Source organism: Massilia sp. CFBP9012 (genome assembly GCF_034045115.1).
Classification (GTDB): domain Bacteria; phylum Pseudomonadota; class Gammaproteobacteria; order Burkholderiales; family Burkholderiaceae_D; genus Telluria.
The window spans coordinates 119,339-137,906 of sequence record NZ_JAXCWM010000007.1; the positions used below are offsets into that span (position 1 = coordinate 119,339).

Below are 18,568 nucleotides of genomic sequence, written 5' to 3' on the forward strand. Positions count from 1 at the left end.
TATTAGCAACGCCGTGTTTCTCCAGCGCCGGCTTCCGCAACGCCGCCACATCCCTATACTCCTGATAACAATCACTAGGAGATCGCGACATGCCTGCAGTCCTCGTCCACGGCGTACCCGACACCCACCGGCTCTGGGACACCGTCCGCTATCATCTTAAGCGCAACGACATTATCACGGTCGATCTCCCCGGCTTTGGCAATCCGTTGCCGCCGGACTTCAGGTCAACAAAGGAAGAGTATCTTGACTGGCTTGTCAATCGGATCGCTGAGATCGGCGAACCCGTGGATCTGGTCGGTCATGACTGGGGATGCCTGCTGACAGGCCGTCTCACGTCGATCCGACCGGATCTGGTGCGGACCTGGACCGGCATCAGCGGGCCGATCGATCCTGAATATCCGTGGCACTATCTCGCCAAGATCTGGCAGACGCCAGGCGAGGGCGAGCAATGGATGCAAGACCTCGACCTCGAGGAATTTGCGGCGAACCTCGTCGAGGCGCAGATGCCGAAAGATGCGGCGGATGAAGCGGTTCGGCATATGGATGCCACCATGCGGGCAAGTATTCTCGCTCTTTACCGTTCCGCAATCGAGGTCGGCGCGGAGTGGAAGCCTGGTTTGAGCAACATGACCGCCCCAGCGCTGGTGATCTGGGGCCTGGACGATCCGTTTCTGCCGCACCGCTTCGCCGACGAGCTCGGCAATGCCGCCCACGCACGCGCCGTCGTGAAGCTGCGCGCCTCGCATTGGCCGATGATAGAGCGTCCGGCCGATGTCGCGCGCGAACTCGAGGCCCATTGGGCTCAAGTTTAACTCCCTGCGCTTGCGTCACGTGGGCTCAAACCCACGCATCCGCAGCGCGACCGGCAAGGCTTGGTCACTCGCTATCCGCCCAAGCATTCGTCCGGAAACGAAGCCATGGTGAAGCAGCACGGCGAGCATTGCCCGGGCCGCACCACACAGGAGCATGCCTACATGACCAATTCAGCAAACACCCGGATCGGCGTCGGCATCGTCGGCGCCAGTGCCGATCGAGGCTGGGGCGGAATTGCTCACGTCCCGGCGCTGCGGGCGCTCGATGCGTTCCAGATCCGTGCCGTCAGCACGACTCGTATGGAGAGCGCGAAAGCGACCGCTAGCCGACTGGGCGCCGATCTCGCCTTTGACACACATCAGGCGCTGGTCCTGCGGCCGGAGGTCGACTTGGTGGTGGTTGCAGTGAAGGTGCCGGATCACAGGCAGATCGTTTCCGACGCGCTCGCCGCGGGCAAGATGGTCTATTGCGAGTGGCCTCTCGCGCGAAACCTGTCGGAAGCCGAAGCGCTTGAAGGACTTGCTCGCGAACGGCAGGTGCGCACGGTCATCGGCTTGCAAGGCGGCCTGCATCCACCGATCCGCTACCTTCACGACCTGGTCCGGCAGGGCGTGATCGGCAAGCCGCTCAGCACGAGCATCCGAGCGCATCTGAACGACGACATGTGGGTCGGCCGATATGATCCGCCGTTCGAATATATGGCTCGCGCAGAGAATGGCGCCACGCTTCAAAGCATCATGCTCGGCCACGCGCTCCAACCGCTTGCGCACGTCCTCGGCACATTCGAGAGCTTGTCCGCCATCGTCGCCAATCAGCGCGGCGACGGCGTCCGCCTCTCGGATGGCACGTCCGTCCCGAAGGACGCGCCCGACGAGATCGTCGTCGCCGGCGTTCTAAAGGGCGGGATCGTCACCTCGCTGCATTACAGTGCCGGACAGTCCGCCGGCGCGGTGTGGGAAATCCAGGGTACCGCAGGCAGTCTGCGGGTCGAGACGGCGTCGGGCTACATCCACTTCGGCGATATGAGCATCACGTTGCGCCGCGGCAGCGAGCCTGTCCAGCAGCTACAGGTGCCAGCCGCATATGTGACTCGCGACCTGCAACTCGACCCACCCGCAGCGGGTGTCGCCCGCCTCTACGCCCAGCTCGCCGCCGACCTTCGCGACGGAACCGCAGATGCGCCCGCCTTCGCGGTCGCACTCGATCGTCACCGGGTGCTCGAGGCGATCACACAGGGCGCGAAAACGGGTCATCGCCAGCATCTGGCCCAACCCGACCTAATTAACTCTAATCGCTGAAAACCAAGGAAGGGTCGCGTCGCCAGGCTTGTCGGGCCGACGGCGAAATCGACTTATCATGCAGCCAGCAGGAGACTTCGCCGTGACCACCAAGCTCAAGATCGACTTCGTTTCGGATATCGCCTGCCCCTGGTGCGCGATCGCGCTAGCAGGCCTGGAGCAGGCGCTCGCAGCCTTGGAGGGCCAGATCGACGCCGATATCACGTTTCATCCCTATGAGCTGAGCCCGGACATGCAGGCGGGCGGGCAAAACGCCTTGGAGCACATCAACAGGAAGTTCGGCATGCCGCATGACCAGATTCGCTCCAGCCGCGAGATGATCCGGGAACGTGCCGCCGGCGTCGGCGTCACGATGAACGCCTCCGACGTGAGCCGGATCTACAACACGTTCGATGCGCATAGGCTGCTCGCCTGGGCGAAGGATGAGGGCCGGCAGCTGGACATGAAGCGCCGCTTGCTGGCGCTGTATCACACCGATCAGGTCGATCCCGGCGACCATGAAGCTCTCGTGGCGGCCGCCGAAGAAGTAGGTCTGGACGGATCAGCGGCGCGTGCGGTCCTCGAATCCGATCGATACGTCGAAGAGGTACGTGCCGAGGAGGAGCTTTGGCGTAGTCGCGGTATCAGGAGCGTACCGGCGGTGATCGTCAACGACCGACACGCGATCTCCGGCGCGCAACCCCCCAAGGAATTCGAGCGGCAGCTGCGTGGTCTCGCCGCCGAAGCCGGCGATGTCGGCTGACGCCCACTCGCCACGCCGCGTCGCCTTGTATTCCAGCTGGCGGCGCAGCTCACCGAATCCCATGTCAGCGATCGCTCTGGCCAGACAACGGTTTCCGAGCATACCCTTCACGTTCAGATCTTTGATACCGATGGTGTGGAAGCGGCGGGTGATGTGGGTGCTCAACTGATGCAGGCCATTGCGCCTCAGATCGGCGGTCCGGGCGTATAGCCGGGCAAGCCTGGCTTTCGCCTTCGCACGATTGCGCGATCCTTTGACTTTGCGTGAAACCTCGCGCGACGGGCGTTGCACACGAGCGAGCAGTGTGCCCAACGCTTTCGGGCCGTTAAACACATCACCGGTCGACAGCGTGGCCAGCGCCGAGACACCGAAGTCGACTCCCACCGCGCCTTGGGTTTCAGCTGGCGGTTGAAGTTGATCGTCGATGTCAACGGTGATGCTCGCGTACCAGTGATCCGCAATCCGGCTGATCGAGGCCGAGACGATGCGCCCGGAGAAACGCAGGGATTCGCGCATGCGGACCCAACCCAATGCTTGCCCCAACTGCATGATCGCCATCTGCGGTGCGTTCTTGGTCACTTCGAGCATCCAGGGCAATTGCTCGCGCTTTGATCGCGTTGAGCTGGCGCCGTAATGCCGCCTCATTTAACTTGTCCACCGTCGCGTCGGCCTTGCTTGCCTCGTACTGCCGCCTCCACCCGACCAAGGCCCAGTTGTAGGCGAAACGTGCAGTGCCGGCGGCACGCGCCAGGTACGTCGCCTGGACGTTGTTCGGATCGATTCGGATGCGATGGGCTAGGACCATTGCAATTCCTTGACTGCTGCACGCACGCCATCGATCAGCTTCTGGTTGCGATGACTGCGGCTTCCATGGAGACGGGCCGAGAAGACGGCTTATAACAGTCTCTAGCTTGGCTCGAGCTTCCTCGCGAAGCTTTAATCATTACTTGAAAATGATCCAAGTCATTTGGTACTAATCAAGGGGCAATGAAAATGAGAAAGTCACTCCACCGAATCCCTCGGCATTTAAACGGAGTGACCCATGAACGACACAACTTCTATCCAATCTCTTCCTCTGGTCGGCAAGACGGCTTTCGTCACCGGTGGTTCCCGCTCGATCGGGGCGGCCATCGCCAAGCGACTCGCTGCCGATGGCGCTCAAGTCGCCTTCACCTACCGTGGCTCGCCTGACTCGGCCAAGCAAACGCTCGCAGACATCAAGTCGGCCGGTGGCCGCGCGCTGGCCATCGTAGCCGATGCTGCAGATCCGGACGCCGTGCGCGCGGCCATCACCAAGACGGTCGAGACATTTGGCGGCCTGGACATTCTGGTGAACAACGCCGGAATCGCGTCGGCGAGCCCGATCGACCAGGTTACGTTCGAGGACTATCAAGCGATGCTCGCAGTCAACGTTACCGGCGTTTTCGTTGCCACGCAGGAAGCCGTACGCCACATGAAAGAAGGTGGCCGCATCGTGCACATTGGTAGTTCGGCGACGAAGTATGTCGGGGTGGCAGGTCTCTCGGCCTACGGGCTGACGAAGGGAGCCATCGCTGGCTTCAACCGTAGCCTGGCATACGACCTGGGGCCGCGCGGCATTACAGTCAACACCGTACACCCCGGGCCCGTAGACACGGACATGAACCCGGCCGATAGTGAGTGGGCTAAGTTGCTGATCCCCGGTATCGCGGTGGGCCGTTACGGCAAGCCGAATGAAATCGCCAGCGTCGTGGCGTTTCTCGCGAGTCCACAGGCCTCCTATGTCACGGGCGCCGACATCCTTGTCGACGGCGGCTTCACGTCTTAAGCGTCTCTGGAGTGGGCCCGTTGGTCTGCTCCACACGACTGCAAAGCCGATCTTCGTTATCGGGCAAACTTCATCTTCGGTCGAAGACAATCATCATGAACAAGTCGCTTCCTTCTATTGGCATCATCGGTGCAGGCCATATCGGCGCGGCCTTCGCGCGCGCGCTGGCACGTTGCAGTCTCCCGGCTATCCTGTCCAATAGTCGCGGGCCAGAGAGTCTACAAGCGCTAGCACAGACCATTGGCACCAGCATACGCGCCGGCACACGAGAGGAAGCGGCAGCGCAGGCCATCGTGTTGGTCGCGGTGAACTGGTCGAAGTTGCCAAGTGCCCTAGCCGGGCTGCCGGATTTCGAGGGGCGCATCGTTATCGATGCTAACAATCCGATCGAGGCACCGCTGTTCAAGCCCATCGACCTTCATGGCCGCACATCAAGCCAGTCATTCGCCGATCTGGTGCCGGGCGCGCGCGTGGTGAAGGCATTCAATCATCTACGTCCCCAACTGCTCTTCGCCGATCCAACGGCGCGCGGAGGGCGACGCGTTCTGTTCTTTGCTGGCGACGATGCCCACGCCAAGGCGCAGGTCAGTGCGTTGATCGACCAGTTGGGCTTTGCCGGTATCGATCTTGGCACGCTAGCCGTGGGTGGACGCATGACGCAGTTCCCAGGTGGGCCGCTGCCCTCGCTAGAACTGGTGCAGTTCGATGACAACCGCACCCCATTACACAATCGAGGATCAATGCATGTCTAATACAAGCGATTCGAGCACTCTGACCCAGTCCGCTGCTGTGTCGCATGCCGCATGGTTGGCAGTCTTTTCTCTGGCATTCGGAGCTTTTGGGCTGGTGACGGCAGAATTACTGCCTGTTAGTTTGCTGACTCCGATGGCCATAGAGCTGGGCGTCTCCAATGGTATGGTGGGCCAAACTGTTACCGCCACGGCTGTGATCGCTGCCATAGCCGGTCCGCTTCTTATTCTGGGCTCGGGCCGACTGGACAGGCAGAAGGTCGTCTGGGCACTGATGGGAATGCTCGTTCTCTCCAACGGTCTCTCGGCTTATGCACCTAATATTACGATCCTCCTGATAGCCCGGGCACTGTTGGGATTCGCCCTCGGCAGCTTCTGGGCCATGATGGCTGCGCTCGCCCTGAGGCTGGTTCCTACTGATAAAGTACCGCGAGCCATTTCAATTATCCTTATGGGCATTTCGGCGGCGACAGTCTTTGCTGCGCCGTTGGGTGCATTTCTGGGAGAACTGTGGGGATGGCGAGCAACCTTTCTGGCTGCGTCCGGACTTGGCGCGGTGGCGCTCGTCGTCCAGATGCTGACTCTACCCAAGCTCCCAGCCACCTCGGCCCCTGGCCTTGCCTCATTCAAGGCAGCACTATCGCGCCGCTCGGTGGCAATAGGCCTGGCAACAGCACTTCTTGTCATCTCCGGGCACTTCGCCGGTTTCACGTTTATCCGCCCCTTCCTTGAGGAAGTGCCGCGTCTTGACGCTTCGACCGTTTCGCTCGCTCTCCTGGTCTTCGGGTTCGGCGGATTCCTCGGCAACTTCGCCGGTGGGGCCATCGCCGAACGTAGTCCTGCGTGGGCGGTAGCCAGTGCATCGCTCCTGATTGCCGGCGTCACGCTCGCGCTTAGCGTCTTTGGGACGATCGCGGGCGTCGCGTTCACGGCGATCGCACTCTGGGGGTTCGCGTTCGGAGCATTTCCGGTCTCGATCTCGATCTGGAACGCGCGTGCGGCACCCGATCACGCCGAGAGCGCTGGCGCGCTTTTGTCATCGGTTTTCCAGGTTGCCATTGCCATGGGCGCGGTTCTCGGAGGCTTGATCATTGACATATCCGGCTCAGAGGGCGTGATCGTTTATGTGATTTTTTCAGCGCTTGCGGGGGCGAGCGTGATGTTTATCTTTGGTCGTGCCGAGGAACGTAGCAATGCTGACTGAACCATAAAACCAAGGTGGTGTCACGTCAAAACAGGGAGAAGCTTTGCTCTTATCAATTTCGGCAAGCCAAAACATTGGAATTGGCAACCCTGGCAGCAATGCCAACACCCTGCACACGCCATGACAGCTCTACTACATCACGAAACGTAGTGTGGGTAAATAAAAAAGCCCGCGTTCCTTGGAGAACGCAGGCTTTATCAACAAAAACGCGAAGTAGGTTCTAGAACGGAATATCGTCATCCATATCCGAGAAGTTCGGCGCCGGTTTCGGCTGTGGACGCGCGGCCGGGGCCGGTGGCGCCTGGCGTGGGGCCGGACGCTGCGGGGCCGAGTAGTCGTCGTCCATGCCGCCGCCCATACCGCCACCCATGCTGTCGCCGCCCATACCCTGGCGACCGCCCAGCATCTGCATGTTTTCAGCGATGATGTCAGTGGCGTAGCGCTCGATGCCATCCTTGTCGGTGTACTTGCGGGTCTGCAGGCGGCCTTCGACGTAGACCGACGAACCTTTTTTGAGGTATTGGCCCACGATCTCGGCCAGGCGGCCGAAGAACGAGATGCGGTGCCACTCGGTCAGCTCTTTCTGCTCGCCGGTATTGCGGTCTTTGGATTTGTACGAAGTGGCGACCGCGATGTTCGCGATGGCGTCGCCGCTTGGCATGTAGCGAATTTCCGGATCGCGGCCGAGGTTGCCGACGATGATGACCTTGTTGACTGATGCCATGGTGTTACTCCTGCTGGGTATGGTAAGCCCTGACTCTGCGTATTTCTAGGCGTCAGGGAACGGTGTGTTGCAGCTGACTATTATGCGGTCGGCCACCCGGTTTCAGCAATCCTTTTCGTTGGCTGGCATCAGTCCAGACGCACCACCGAATCGGCTGTTTCGTTGTCGATTAAGTCAGATAAATAACCGCCCTGAAAATTATTTTCCAGTTCTGAACGCTTTGTCATTGAAGCGCCGGGGGATCGGCCCACATAGCATAGACCCGGCCTTCCTGCGCTTGTCAAAGTGGTATGCCAACTTGGCATCCCTGGTACAGCAACCACTGGATAGATGTACAGCCGAAACAAAAACGCGCTACACTTACGGGTTCTCCCCGATTGGCCCGCTTACCGCGCTGCTGGCGTTTGCGGCCCCGCAAAAACTGATAGAAAGTCTGCCCAACTTAATGGAAGAAATTCGCATTCGTGGTGCCCGCACGCACAATCTGAAGAACATCAATCTCGACCTGCCGCGCAACAAGCTGATCGTGATCACCGGCCTGTCGGGCTCGGGCAAGTCCTCGCTCGCCTTCGACACCCTGTACGCCGAAGGCCAGCGCCGCTACGTCGAATCGCTGTCGGCCTATGCGCGCCAGTTCCTGCAGCTGATGGAGAAGCCCGACGTCGACCTGATCGAAGGCCTGTCGCCGGCGATCTCGATCGAACAGAAAGCGACCTCGCACAATCCGCGCTCGACCGTCGGCACCGTCACCGAGATCCACGACTACCTGCGTCTGCTGTACGCGCGCGTCGGCACGCCGTACTGCCCGCAGCACCCGCACGAGCCGCTGTCGGCCCAGACCGTGTCGCAGATGGTCGATGCCGTGCTCGGCATGCCGGAAGGCACCAAGCTGATGATCCTGGCGCCGGTCGTGGCCGGCCGCAAGGGCGAGCACGGCGACCTGTTCCAGGCCATGCAGGCCCAGGGCTTCGTGCGCTTCCGCATCGCCAGCGGCGTCAATGCCGCCAAGATCTATGAGATCGATGAACTGCCCAAGCTCAAGAAGACCGAGAAGCACAGCATCGACGTCGTGATCGACCGGGTGAAAGTGAACCCGGACATCAAGCAGCGCCTGGCCGAAAGCTTCGAGACCGCCCTGCGCCTGGCCGACGGTCGCGCCGTGGCCTACGAGATGGATACCGAGAAGGAAACCGTCTTCTCGAACAAGTTCGCCTGTAATGTTTGCGGCTACTCGCTGCAAGAACTGGAACCACGCCTGTTCTCGTTCAATAACCCGATGGGCGCCTGCCAGGAATGCGATGGCCTGGGCCATATCGAGTTCTTCGATCCGAAGCGGGTCGTGGCCTTCCCGCACCTGTCGCTGGCTTCCGGCGCCGTCAAGGGCTGGGACCGCCGCAACCAGTTCTACTTCCAGATGCTGCAAAGCCTGGCGACCCATTACGACTTCGACCTCGACAAGCCTTTCGAGCAATTGCCAAAGACCTCGCAGGAAGCCGTGCTGTTCGGCTCGGGCAAGACCGCGATCCCGTTCAGCTATGTGAACGAACGCGGCCGCACCGTGATCCGCGAGCACACCTTCGAAGGCGTGGTCAATAACCTGCAGCGGCGCTACCGCGAGACCGATTCGATGGCGGTCAAGGAAGAGCTGGCCAAGTTCATCAACGAGAAAAAGTGCCCGGCCTGCGAAGGCGCGCGCCTGCGCACCGAAGCGCGTTTCGTCAAGATCGGCCAGGGCGAGCAGCAGCGCGCGATCTACGAAGTGTCGGATCGCCCCCTGCGCGAAACATTGAATTTCTTTGAGACGCTGGAACTCACCGGCGCCAAGAAGGACATCGCCGAGCGCGTGATCAAGGAAATCATTTCGCGCCTCAAGTTCCTGAACAACGTCGGCCTGGACTACCTATCGCTCGACCGCAGCGCGGATACCCTGTCCGGCGGCGAAGCCCAGCGTATCCGCCTGGCCTCGCAGATCGGCTCTGGCCTGACCGGCGTCATGTACGTGCTCGATGAACCGTCGATCGGCCTGCACCAGCGCGACAACGATCGCCTGATCGCCACCCTGAAGCATTTGCGCGACATCGGCAATAGCGTGCTGGTGGTCGAGCATGACGAAGACGCGATCCGCACCGCCGACTACATCGTCGACATGGGTCCGGGCGCGGGCGTGCATGGCGGCCAGATCATTGCCGAAGGCACGCTCGAGCAGATCATGAAAAACGAGCATTCGGTGACGGCCCAGTACCTGGACGGCCGGCGCAAGATCGAAGTGCCGAAGAAGCGCACCAAGGCCGACCCGGCGCGCCAGCTGGTGATCACGGGCGCAAAAGGCAATAATCTCAAGGATGTGACCCTGACCTTGCCGGTGGGCCTGATGACTTGCGTGACTGGCGTCTCGGGTTCCGGTAAGTCGACCCTGATCAACGACACGCTGTATCCGGCGCTGTCGCGCCACCTGTACGGTTCGCAGACCGAGCCGGCCGAGCACAACTCGATCCATGGCCTGGAACACTTCGACAAGGTGATCTCGGTCGACCAGGCGCCGATCGGCCGCACGCCGCGTTCGAACCCCGCGACCTATACGGGCCTCTTCACGCCGATCCGCGACCTGTTCTCGACCGTGCCGACCGCCAAGGAACGCGGATACAGCGCCGGCCGCTTCTCGTTCAACGTCAAGGGCGGCCGCTGCGAAGCGTGCCAGGGCGATGGCGTGATCAAGGTCGAGATGCACTTCTTGCCGGACGTGTACGTGCCGTGCGACGTCTGCCATGGCAAGCGCTACAACCGCGAAACGCTGGAAGTGCAGTACAAGGGCAAGAACATCACCGAAGTGCTGGACTTGACGGTCGAGGATGCGCACGATTTCTTCAAACCGGTGCCGGTCATCGCGCGCAAGTTGCAGACCCTGCTGGACGTGGGCCTGGGCTATATCAAGCTGGGACAAAGCGCGACCACCTTGTCGGGCGGCGAGGCGCAGCGCGTCAAGCTGTCGCTCGAGCTGTCCAAGCGCGACACCGGACGCACCTTGTACATCCTGGATGAACCGACCACCGGCCTGCACTTCGCCGACATCGACCTGCTGCTGAAGGTGATCCACCGCCTGCGCGACCAGGGCAATACGCTCGCCATCATCGAGCACAACCTTGACGTGATCAAGACCGCGGACTGGATCGTCGACCTGGGGCCGGAAGGCGGCGCGGGCGGTGGCACCATCGTGGCCTGCGGCACGCCGGAGCAAGTAGCGAAGGTCAAGGACAGCCCGACGGGCAAGTACCTGAAGCCGCTGCTGAAGGGGTGATCTTCAGACCCAAATGAAACAGGGGCAACACCATTGGCGTTGCCCCTGTTCTTTTTTGTATGGCCGCTTTCAACGGCGGCCTCTCCCCCACTCGGCCAGTCTTAGCCAGCCAGTTGCTTCTCCAACCGATCCTTGGTATCCACCAGCTCTTGCGGCAGGCGATAGGCCAGCTTGTCGAACAATTCGCCGTGCAGCTTCAGTTCTTCGGCCCATGCGTTCTTGTCGATCGACGTGATCTGGGTGAACTGCGCTTCGGTGAACTCCACGCCATCCCAGTTCAGGTCACCATACGATGGCGTTGTGCCGAACAGGTGCGCGTTGCCGGCGGCGGCGCTGCCCTCGGTACGGTCGAGTATCCATTTCAGCACGCGCATATTGTCGCCGTAGCCCGGCCATACGAAGCTGCCGTCCTCACCGGTGCGGAACCAGTTGACGCAGAAGATCTTCGGCAGCACAGCCGGATTGATTGCGGCCACTTTCTTGCCGAGATCCAGCCAGTGCTGGAAATAGTCGCTCATGTTGTAGCCGATGAAAGGCAGCATCGCGAACGGATCGCGGCGCACCACGCCCATCTGGCCGGCGGCGGCGGCGGTGGTTTCGGAACCCATGGTCGCGGCCATGTACACGCCATCCACCCAGTTGTTGGCCTCGGTCACCAGCGGCACCGTGGTCGAGCGGCGGCCGCCGAAGATGAAGGCCGAGATCGGCACGCCGGCCGGATCGTCCCAGGCCGGGTCGATCACCGGATTCTGGGTCGCGGCCACGGTGAAGCGCGCATTCGGGTGCGCCGCCTTGCTGCCGGAGGCCGGGGTCCAGTCCTTGCCCTGCCAATCGATCAGGTGTGCCGGGGCTTCTTTCGTCATGCCTTCCCACCACACGTCGCCGTCGTCAGTCAGCGCCACGTTGGTGAAGATCACGTTCTCGCGCAGCGAGGCCATGCAGTTCGGATTGGTCTTTTCGTTGGTGCCCGGCGCCACGCCGAAGTAGCCGGCTTCCGGATTGATCGCGACCAGCTTGCCGTCCGCCGCCGGCTTGATCCAGGCGATGTCGTCGCCAATGGTCGTCACTTTCCAGCCGTCGAAAGTCTTCGGCGGGATCAGCATGGCGAAGTTGGTCTTGCCGCAGGCCGAAGGGAAAGCTGCCGCGACATATTGTTTTTCACCCTTGGGCGACTCGACGCCCAGGATCAGCATGTGTTCGGCCAGCCAGCCGGTGCCGCCGGCTTGCGCCTCTTGATAGCCCATATTCGAGGCGATGCGCAGGGCGAAGCATTTCTTGCCCAGCAGCGCGTTGCCGCCGTAGCCGGAACCGAAGGACCAGATCTCGCGGGTTTCCGGATAGTGCACGATGTACTTGGTGGCATTGCATGGCCAGGCGACGTCGTTCTGGCCGGCAGCCAGCGGCGCGCCGACCGAGTGGACGCAGGGAACGAACTCGCCGTCCGGGCCCAGCACGTCGTACACGGCCTTGCCCATGCGCGTCATGATGCGCATATTGACCGCGACATAAGGCGAGTCGGACAGTTCGACGCCAATATGGGCGATCGGCGAGCCCAGCGGGCCCATCGAGAACGGCACCACGTACAGGGTGCGGCCGGCCATGCAGCCGTCGAACAGGCCGTGCAGGGTGCGGCGCATCTCGGCCGGCTCCATCCAGTTATTGGTCGGGCCGGCCTGTTCTTTGGTAGCGGAGCAGATATAGGTGCGGTCTTCGACACGCGCCACGTCCGACGGATCGGACCAGGCCAGGTAGGAATTCGGACGCTTGGCGGGGTTGAGCTTTTTCATCGTGCCCGCTTCGACCATTTGTGCGCACAGGCGGTCGTATTCCTCTTCCGAACCGTCGCACCAGTAAATGCTGTCAGGCTTGGTCAGGGCGGCGATTTCCGCGACCCAATTGATGAGCTTTTGATGTTTGATGTAAGCTGGAACGTTCAGTGCGGCAATGCCGCCCATCACGGGCTGGTTCATGGGGAGTCCTCCAAATGCCAATAAAGAATTCGGGTGGATCGCTGGGTCGGGATCAATCATTGGGCAATCGGCCTGGTCAGGATCGCGGTGGGTCAGCGGTCGGGTCAGCGGTTGGGTCGACAGCCTCTGGCAAGGCTGAGCGGTGCGTCTCATGAGCACCGTTGGATACGTGTCATTCCTGTAAGTTCTGCGCCGATTGTACACCCCAAAAACCGCCTTACGGGCCCTTTCACTACAAAAAAGTAGGAGAAATGCCCTAGTAATGTAGTAGGCTATTTGGGCAAATGCCCTACCCTGTTATTTGTTTACATTTAACTGATATAACTCTGATAACACCAATGAAAATCGCGATTCTTGACGATTATCAAGACTCCGTGCGCGGTCTTGACTGCTTCCGACTGCTCGACGGCCATGAGGTCAAGGTCTTCAATAGCACCACCCGTGGACTGGGCCAGCTGGCGATCCGCCTGGCTCCTTTCGATGCGCTGGTGTTGATCCGCGAACGCACCGCCTTGTCGCCGGCATTGCTGGCGAAGCTGCCGAACCTGAAGCTCATCTCGCAGACCGGCAAGGTCAGTGGCCACATCGACGTGGCCGCCGCGACCGCGCACGGCGTCGCCATCGCCGAAGGCGTCGGCTCGCCATTCGCGCCGGCCGAGCTGACCTGGGCCCTGATCATGGCGGCCAGCCGCAAGATCGTGCCGTATGCGAACAATCTGAAGGATGGCTTGTGGCAGACGGCCTCGGTCAATCCGGCGCTCAATGGCGTGGGACGGGTGTTGCACGGGCGTACCCTGGGCCTGTGGAGTTACGGCAAGATCGGCAAGCTGGTGGCCGGCTATGCGCGCGCCTTCGGGATGCGGGTGCTGGTCTGGGGTAGCGAGGCCAGCCGCGCGGCGGCCGTCGCCGACGGCCTTGAGGCCGCGCCATCGCGCGAAGCGCTGTTCGAGCAGGCCGATGTGCTGAGCCTGCATTTGCGGCTGGCGGAATCCACGCGCGGCATCGTCACCGCCAGCGACCTGGCGCGCATGAAGCCGGATGCGTTATTCGTCAACACCAGCCGCGCCGAACTGGTGACGGATGGCGCGCTCGAGGGAGCCCTCAAGGGGGGACGTCCGGGCACGGCGGCGCTGGACGTGTTCACCAGCGAACCGCTGGCGCAGGATGCGCCACTGCTGCGCATCCCGACGGTGCTGGCAACGCCGCACCTGGGTTATGTCGAGAAGGACAGTTACGAAATCTATTTCCAGGCGGCGTTCGAGAACATCGTGAAATTCGCGCAAGGCGAGCCGGTGAACATCCTCAATCCGGAAGCGCTGGGCAAGCGCTGATCAGCCCAGCTCGGGCTCGCCCGTGAGCTTGATCTTTGGCGCCGGCATCACGTGGGTGCCGGTCCAGAGTCCCGCCCAGCCTGGCGGCCAGCCGATGTCGGGGCCGCTGTAGCCTTTCAAGCCCGCCCGTACCGGCACGACCGGCACCGCAGGCGTCTCGATCAGCCCGCCGCCCGCGGGGCGTTCCATATTGAGGCTGTACATATACCCCGGCAGCAGCAGGTCGCAGGCTTGCGCGAACCAGGCGGTGTGGTCTTCGTCGCGGCCCAGCGCCTGCGCCAGCCCTTGCGGATCGAACTTCGCCAGCGCGTGGATCAGCTCTTCGGTGGTGGCGCCAGGCACGTCGCCCCAACCCATGACGGGATTATTGTTGTAGTCGGCGCCCGAGCCATACCAGCCTTCGCGCCAGGTGCGCTGCATCCAGTTGCGCGGCCCCGTGAACAGGTGCCAGCGCCAGTGCAGGCCGGAAGGCTTGGGCCAAGAATACAGGTATAGCTTCTGGTAGCCGGCCTCGTGCAATGCGCGCACCACGGCCATCAGGCGCGCATGCGGCATGCGGTCTGGCGGCGCGCGCCGGAACAGGATCGGCTCGCCGTCGGCGTGCTGGACTTCGTCGCTCGACAGGTTCAGGTCGAGGGCGCGCGCCTCGTCGTTGAAACGCGCCGAGATCCAGCCAGTCAACAGGTTGACGTGGGTAATCACGCCATAGCCGCGATGGCGGTGGAAGATGACGGTGCCGGGTGCAACTGCTTTCATGGCCAGGGGAAGGTAGAGAAGAAAGACAATGAGTGTACTCATCCGATCCGGACGATTCTAGCGCAGTCACAGTCGGATACACTATGGTTTGCGGCTATCATGACGCACCTTTTTTCTGCGAGTAGATAAACCAACATGACTTTGCGACTCATCGCCACCGGTGGCACTTTCGACAAGCATTACAACGAACTGAACGGCGTACTCGGCTTTGCTGAAAGCCATCTGCCAGAGGTGATCAAGCGCAGCCGCATGACGGTGCCGGTCGCGCTCGACGTGCTGCCGCTGCTTGATTCGCTCGACATGGGGGACGCCGATCGCCAGCGCGTGCTGGCCTCGTGCCAGGCCGCCAGCGAGAAGGCGATCGTGATCGTGCACGGCACCGACACCATGCCCCAGACGGCCGCCGTCCTCGGCGCCGCCAGGCTCGACCAGACCATCGTGCTGACCGGCGCCATGATCCCGTATTCCATCGCCAATTCGGATGCGCTGTTCAACCTGGGCTTTGCCTGCGGCGTGGCGCAGACCCTGCCGGCCGGCGTGTATGTCGCCATGAACGGCCAGGTCTTCCCGTGGGATAACGTGACCAAGAACCGCAGCGAAGGCGTGTTCCAGCAGTTGTAAACGACAATGGCCGGACGCAAGGTCCGGCCATTGTGGGCGTCCGTCGGGTTACCTGGCGATCACGCCTTGGCTTCGCCGCCCAACGCCTCGACCACGTCGGTCAGCAACTTGGCCAGTTCGCCGGTCATCAACATGATGTCGTTATCGAAACGCTCATCGTCGTTATAGGTCGGGCTCTCGCCTTCCTTGATCACGTCCAGCGGCTTGATGCCCTTGATCGCCAGCGATTCGGTCAGCACGAAGCTGACACGGTCATTCCAGGTCATGGCCAGGCGGGTGCACTGCTTGCCGGCGGCGATGTGGCGGCGGATGTCGTCCGGTTCCAGCGTGTGCTTCACGTAGCGCACGGCGGCGCGGCTTTCGCCGGTTGCGCGCAGCTCGGTGTCCTGGTCGATCGTGAAGCCGTACGGCGCTTCATCGGCTTCCAGCCAGCCGGTCATCACGGCGACTGGCGACTTCTGTACGCGCAGCGATTCCAGCGGCATCTTGTCGACGGCCTTGAGCAGCAGCTTCACGATGTCGTCGGCCTTCGCCGGGCTCGCCGCATCGACCACCAGCCAGCCATTGACCGGGTCGATCCAGGTCCAGACATTGCTGCGCAGGGTGAAGGCGCGCGGCAGCAGTTCGTCGGCCACGCGTTCCTTCAGCTCTTTCATTGCCTTTTTGCCAGGAGGGAAGCCCTGCTGCTCTTCCAGCTCGGCCGCCTTGGCCTTGGCCACCTGGTTGATGACCGATGCAGGCAGCAGCTTCTTCTCGGTGCCCAGCATGATCAGCATCTGTTTGTTGACCACGTGGACCAGGCCGCCGTTCGGGCGCGGCGCGTCCCAGCCCTGGCGCAGCAATTCATTGCTGCTGGCAGGCACGAAAGCCTGCGGCTCGAGGGCTTTTTCCAGTTGTTCAGGGGTGTAGGCCCAAGGGGCCGGCAGACGGTAGATCTGTAGATTCTTGAACCACATAGGTTATCCGGTATTTTCGCTATTTCGAGGGATCGATATTTTACGCTGCCGATCGGCAACTACATATAAAAAGCTCAGGACGTTATCGAATCGTCCAGAACGTCGTCGAACAGCCGCAGCTGCTCGACGGTTTCGGACTCGCCCAGCCGCACGCCCACGCCCAGCAGGCGCACCGGGCGGCTGGCGCGGGCCCAGCCGGTTTCCATCAGGCGCGCATAGGTCGGAATATGTGGCGCATAGCCCACGCACTCGACCGTCGTCTGCTGGAAATCCGAGAATTTGATTTTTACGAACAGCTTGTTGATGAATTTTTCGGCATTCGCGCGCTTGATGCGGCCCAGCAGGTGCTCATACAGGTCCGGCAGCAACTTGAGGCAGCCAGCCAGGTCGGGCACGTCGGGCGTATAGGTTTCTTCGGTGCTGATCGACTTGCGCTCGCGCGAGACGTTCACTTCCCGGTAGTCGATGCCGCGGCTCAGGTCATACAAGCGCGCGCCGAAGCTGCCGAAGTGTTCTTGCAGCTGGTCCATGCTCCAGCCGCGCAGGTCGGCGCAGGTCTGCAGGCCGAGCCGGTTCATCTTTTCCGCCGTCACTTTGCCCACGCCGTGGAGCTTCTTGACCGGCAGCGCCGCGACGAAGGCGTCGACTTCGTCGGGCCGCACCAGGAACAGGCCATCGGGCTTGTTCCAGTCGCTGGCGATCTTGGCCACGAACTTGTTCGGCGCCACGCCGGCCGAGGCGGTAATGCCGACGGTCTCGAAGATGCGGCGCCGGATCTCTTGCGCGATCAGGGTCGCGCTGCCCTTGCAGTGCGGCGAATCGGTGACGTCCAGGTAGGCTTCGTCGAGCGAGAGCGGTTCTACCAGTTCGGTGTAGTCCTGGTAGATGTCCATGATCTGGGTTGATGCGATGCGGTATTTTTCCATCGCCGGCGGGATCACCAGCAGATCGGGACACAGCTTGATGGCGGTGGCGGTGGCCATCGCCGAATGGATGCCGAAGCGGCGCGCCTCGTAGTTGCAGGTGGCGACCACCCCGCGCTGGTCGGGCCGGCCGCCCACGGCGAGCGGCCGGCCGCGCAGCGACGGATCGTCGCGCATTTCGACCGACGCATAGAAGCAATCGCAATCGCAGTGGATGATTTTTCGGGCCGGGGCGTTCACGCTGGAGGCCACCCCGTGTGGGGAGGACTACTGTAATTGCATACAGTATCGTCCGAAATCCCGTTTGGCGCAAGCTAGCGCGCCAGGAAGCCGTCCCGGTGCACGTTGGTCATCGCCTGCACCCAGGCCGGATAGTACGTCGGCAGGCTGCTGGCCGCATCGAGTTCCGCCATGTCTTCGTCGGACAAGGCCAGCGCCAGCGCGCGCAGATTGTCCTGCAGCTGCTCCGGACGACGGGCGCCGACGATGGCGGTGGTCACACCGGGTCGCGCCAGCAGCCAGGCCAGCGCCACCTGGGCCGGCGTGGCCTCGACCCGCGCCGCCACCCGCTTGACGGCGTCGATCACGGTATAGCCATGCTCCGGGGCGATCGGCGGGAAATCGATGTGGATGCGGCGCGCATCCGGATCGCTGCTGCCGGCGCGGTCGAACTTGCCGGACAACAGGCCGCCGGCCAGCGGGCTCCAGGCCATCAGCCCCAGCTGCGCGTCCTGCGCCTGCGGCAGGATCTCGCGCTCGACGTCGCGCACCGCCAGCGAATAGCAGGCCTGCACCGACACGTACGAGGACCAGCCGTGCAGGCTTGATAAGCCGAGCGCCTTGGCGGTCTGCCAGCTCGACAGGTTCGAGCAGCCGATGTAGCGGATCTTCCCGGCGCGCACCGCGTCGTCGAGCGCGCGCAGCGTCTCTTCCATCGGCGTGAGTTGGTCGACGTTATGGATCTGGTACAGGTCGATGTGGTCTGTTTTCAGGCGCCGCAGGCTGGCCTCGAGCGCACGCGTCAGGTGCAGGCGCGACTGGCCGGCGTCGTTCGGCCCCGTCCCCATCGGCGCGTGGAATTTGGTAGCCAGCACCACCTGTTCGCGCCGGCCGGCCAGGGCTTGCCCCAGCAGGCTTTCGGATTCGCCGTCGGCATACACGTCGGCGGTGTCGATGAAGTTGATGCCGGCGTCCAGCGCCGTTCCCACCAGGCGCTCGGTGGCGGCCAGGTCCAGGCCGCCGACCTTGTCGTAGGGCGGCGTGGCCGCACCGCCGAAGGTCATGGCGCCCAGGCACAGGCGGGAGACGATGATGCCGGAGTTGCCGAGTCGTCGGTATTGCATGAGAGAGACCTTTCCAAAAAAGCGATGAGGCCAGTG

General features: G+C 62.3%; 16 protein-coding genes and 1 pseudogene. 9 read left to right on the plus strand and 8 right to left on the minus strand.

Going from position 1 to position 18,568, the window contains the following annotated elements:
- Nucleotides 1-89: 89 nt before the first annotated feature.
- The 3 genes from SOM61_RS13175 (at nucleotide 90) to SOM61_RS13185 (ending at nucleotide 2,853) form a co-directional block, all read left to right on the plus strand.
- A complete protein-coding gene (locus tag SOM61_RS13175; RefSeq protein WP_320474517.1) occupies nucleotides 90-812 on the plus strand; it encodes an alpha/beta fold hydrolase in 723 nt (240 codons plus the stop codon).
- 105 nt (nucleotides 813-917) lie between these two features.
- Entirely contained in the window at nucleotides 918-2,111 is a 1,194-nt protein-coding gene (locus tag SOM61_RS13180) for a Gfo/Idh/MocA family protein (RefSeq protein WP_320474518.1), read from the plus strand.
- Nucleotides 2,112-2,193: 82 nt separating this feature from the next.
- Nucleotides 2,194-2,853 carry a DsbA family oxidoreductase gene (locus SOM61_RS13185; RefSeq protein WP_320474519.1) on the plus strand — a complete coding sequence of 220 codons (660 nt, stop codon included), beginning with the start codon at nucleotides 2,194-2,196 and terminating at the stop codon, nucleotides 2,851-2,853.
- Nucleotides 2,854-2,922: 69 nt separating this feature from the next.
- Here the strand turns inward: SOM61_RS13185 and SOM61_RS13190 are convergent.
- Nucleotides 2,923-3,369: pseudogene (locus SOM61_RS13190) on the minus strand (RNA-guided endonuclease InsQ/TnpB family protein); the annotation flags it as partial.
- Complete coding sequence (locus SOM61_RS13195; RefSeq protein ID WP_320474520.1) at nucleotides 3,281-3,658, minus strand: helix-turn-helix domain-containing protein; 378 nt, start codon at nucleotides 3,656-3,658, stop codon at nucleotides 3,281-3,283. The gene SOM61_RS13195 and the pseudogene SOM61_RS13190, both read right to left, overlap by 89 nt.
- A 237-nt stretch (nucleotides 3,659-3,895) precedes the next feature.
- Between SOM61_RS13195 and SOM61_RS13200 the strand changes: the two genes are divergently transcribed.
- The 3 genes from SOM61_RS13200 to SOM61_RS13210 all read left to right on the plus strand — a co-directional run bounded on the left by SOM61_RS13200 (nucleotide 3,896) and on the right by SOM61_RS13210 (nucleotide 6,613).
- On the plus strand, nucleotides 3,896-4,660 hold the full coding sequence (locus SOM61_RS13200; protein ID WP_320474521.1) for a 3-oxoacyl-ACP reductase family protein: 765 nt from the start codon (nucleotides 3,896-3,898) through the stop codon (nucleotides 4,658-4,660).
- A gap of 95 nt (nucleotides 4,661-4,755) precedes the next feature.
- Complete coding sequence (locus SOM61_RS13205) at nucleotides 4,756-5,412, plus strand: NADPH-dependent F420 reductase (protein WP_320474522.1); 657 nt, start codon at nucleotides 4,756-4,758, stop codon at nucleotides 5,410-5,412.
- The gene (locus SOM61_RS13210; RefSeq protein ID WP_320474523.1) at nucleotides 5,405-6,613 is read left to right on the plus strand and encodes an MFS transporter; all 1,209 of its coding nucleotides are present in this window, start codon (nucleotides 5,405-5,407) and stop codon (nucleotides 6,611-6,613) included. The genes SOM61_RS13205 and SOM61_RS13210 overlap by 8 nt, the downstream gene beginning before the upstream one ends.
- Nucleotides 6,614-6,833: 220 nt before the next feature.
- Here the strand turns inward: SOM61_RS13210 and ssb are convergent, their stop codons facing one another.
- Nucleotides 6,834-7,337, minus strand: a complete 504-nt coding sequence (gene ssb / locus SOM61_RS13215) for a single-stranded DNA-binding protein (protein WP_109345880.1) — start codon at nucleotides 7,335-7,337, stop codon at nucleotides 6,834-6,836.
- 445 nt (nucleotides 7,338-7,782) lie between these two features.
- On the opposite strand from ssb, the gene uvrA reads away from it, so the two are divergent.
- On the plus strand, nucleotides 7,783-10,632 hold the full coding sequence (gene uvrA / locus SOM61_RS13220) for an excinuclease ABC subunit UvrA (RefSeq protein ID WP_320474524.1): 2,850 nt from the start codon (nucleotides 7,783-7,785) through the stop codon (nucleotides 10,630-10,632).
- Between the two features lie 101 nt (nucleotides 10,633-10,733).
- On the opposite strand, the gene SOM61_RS13225 is transcribed toward uvrA, so the two are convergent.
- Nucleotides 10,734-12,602 carry a phosphoenolpyruvate carboxykinase (GTP) gene (locus SOM61_RS13225; protein ID WP_320474525.1) on the minus strand — a complete coding sequence of 623 codons (1,869 nt, stop codon included), beginning with the start codon at nucleotides 12,600-12,602 and terminating at the stop codon, nucleotides 10,734-10,736.
- Between the two features lie 338 nt (nucleotides 12,603-12,940).
- Here SOM61_RS13225 and SOM61_RS13230 point away from each other — a divergent pair, with 338 nt between their 5' ends.
- Nucleotides 12,941-13,933 carry a D-2-hydroxyacid dehydrogenase family protein gene (locus tag SOM61_RS13230; RefSeq protein ID WP_320474526.1) on the plus strand — a complete coding sequence of 331 codons (993 nt, stop codon included), beginning with the start codon at nucleotides 12,941-12,943 and terminating at the stop codon, nucleotides 13,931-13,933.
- On the opposite strand, the gene SOM61_RS13235 is transcribed toward SOM61_RS13230, so the two are convergent.
- The gene (locus SOM61_RS13235; RefSeq protein WP_320474709.1) at nucleotides 13,934-14,689 is read right to left on the minus strand and encodes an L-asparaginase; all 756 of its coding nucleotides are present in this window, start codon (nucleotides 14,687-14,689) and stop codon (nucleotides 13,934-13,936) included.
- A gap of 135 nt (nucleotides 14,690-14,824) precedes the next feature.
- Here SOM61_RS13235 and SOM61_RS13240 point away from each other — a divergent pair, with 135 nt between their 5' ends.
- On the plus strand, nucleotides 14,825-15,310 hold the full coding sequence (locus SOM61_RS13240) for an asparaginase domain-containing protein (RefSeq protein ID WP_320474527.1): 486 nt from the start codon (nucleotides 14,825-14,827) through the stop codon (nucleotides 15,308-15,310).
- A 59-nt stretch (nucleotides 15,311-15,369) separates the two neighbouring features.
- Here the strand turns inward: SOM61_RS13240 and SOM61_RS13245 are convergent, their stop codons facing one another.
- From SOM61_RS13245 to SOM61_RS13255, 3 genes are all read right to left on the minus strand, one after another.
- A complete protein-coding gene (locus SOM61_RS13245) occupies nucleotides 15,370-16,266 on the minus strand; it encodes a recombination-associated protein RdgC (protein ID WP_123070554.1) in 897 nt (298 codons plus the stop codon).
- A gap of 74 nt (nucleotides 16,267-16,340) precedes the next feature.
- A complete protein-coding gene (gene dinB / locus SOM61_RS13250) occupies nucleotides 16,341-17,441 on the minus strand; it encodes a DNA polymerase IV (RefSeq protein WP_475439526.1) in 1,101 nt (366 codons plus the stop codon).
- Nucleotides 17,442-17,503: 62 nt separating this feature from the next.
- Nucleotides 17,504-18,532: an aldo/keto reductase gene (locus tag SOM61_RS13255; RefSeq protein WP_320474528.1), complete on the minus strand. Its 1,029-nt coding sequence runs from the start codon at nucleotides 18,530-18,532 to the stop codon at nucleotides 17,504-17,506.
- Nucleotides 18,533-18,568: the final 36 nt, after the last annotated feature.

Bases quoted from the DNA above. Each gene is read 5' to 3' on its own strand.
- SOM61_RS13175 (WP_320474517.1), top strand. From the start codon at position 90: ATGCCTGCAGTCCTCGTCCACGGCGTACCCGACACCCACCGGCTCTGG.
- SOM61_RS13180 (WP_320474518.1), top strand. From the start codon at position 918: ATGGTGAAGCAGCACGGCGAGCATTGCCCGGGCCGCACCACACAGGAG.
- SOM61_RS13195 (WP_320474520.1), bottom strand. From the start codon at position 3,658: ATGGTCCTAGCCCATCGCATCCGAATCGATCCGAACAACGTCCAGGCG.
- SOM61_RS13200 (WP_320474521.1), top strand. From the start codon at position 3,896: ATGAACGACACAACTTCTATCCAATCTCTTCCTCTGGTCGGCAAGACG.
- SOM61_RS13205 (WP_320474522.1), top strand. From the start codon at position 4,756: ATGAACAAGTCGCTTCCTTCTATTGGCATCATCGGTGCAGGCCATATC.
- SOM61_RS13210 (WP_320474523.1), top strand. From the start codon at position 5,405: ATGTCTAATACAAGCGATTCGAGCACTCTGACCCAGTCCGCTGCTGTG.
- ssb (WP_109345880.1), bottom strand. From the start codon at position 7,337: ATGGCATCAGTCAACAAGGTCATCATCGTCGGCAACCTCGGCCGCGAT.
- uvrA (WP_320474524.1), top strand. From the start codon at position 7,783: ATGGAAGAAATTCGCATTCGTGGTGCCCGCACGCACAATCTGAAGAAC.
- SOM61_RS13225 (WP_320474525.1), bottom strand. From the start codon at position 12,602: ATGAACCAGCCCGTGATGGGCGGCATTGCCGCACTGAACGTTCCAGCT.
- SOM61_RS13230 (WP_320474526.1), top strand. From the start codon at position 12,941: ATGAAAATCGCGATTCTTGACGATTATCAAGACTCCGTGCGCGGTCTT.
- SOM61_RS13235 (WP_320474709.1), bottom strand. From the start codon at position 14,689: ATGAAAGCAGTTGCACCCGGCACCGTCATCTTCCACCGCCATCGCGGC.
- SOM61_RS13240 (WP_320474527.1), top strand. From the start codon at position 14,825: ATGACTTTGCGACTCATCGCCACCGGTGGCACTTTCGACAAGCATTAC.
- SOM61_RS13245 (WP_123070554.1), bottom strand. From the start codon at position 16,266: ATGTGGTTCAAGAATCTACAGATCTACCGTCTGCCGGCCCCTTGGGCC.
- SOM61_RS13255 (WP_320474528.1), bottom strand. From the start codon at position 18,532: ATGCAATACCGACGACTCGGCAACTCCGGCATCATCGTCTCCCGCCTG.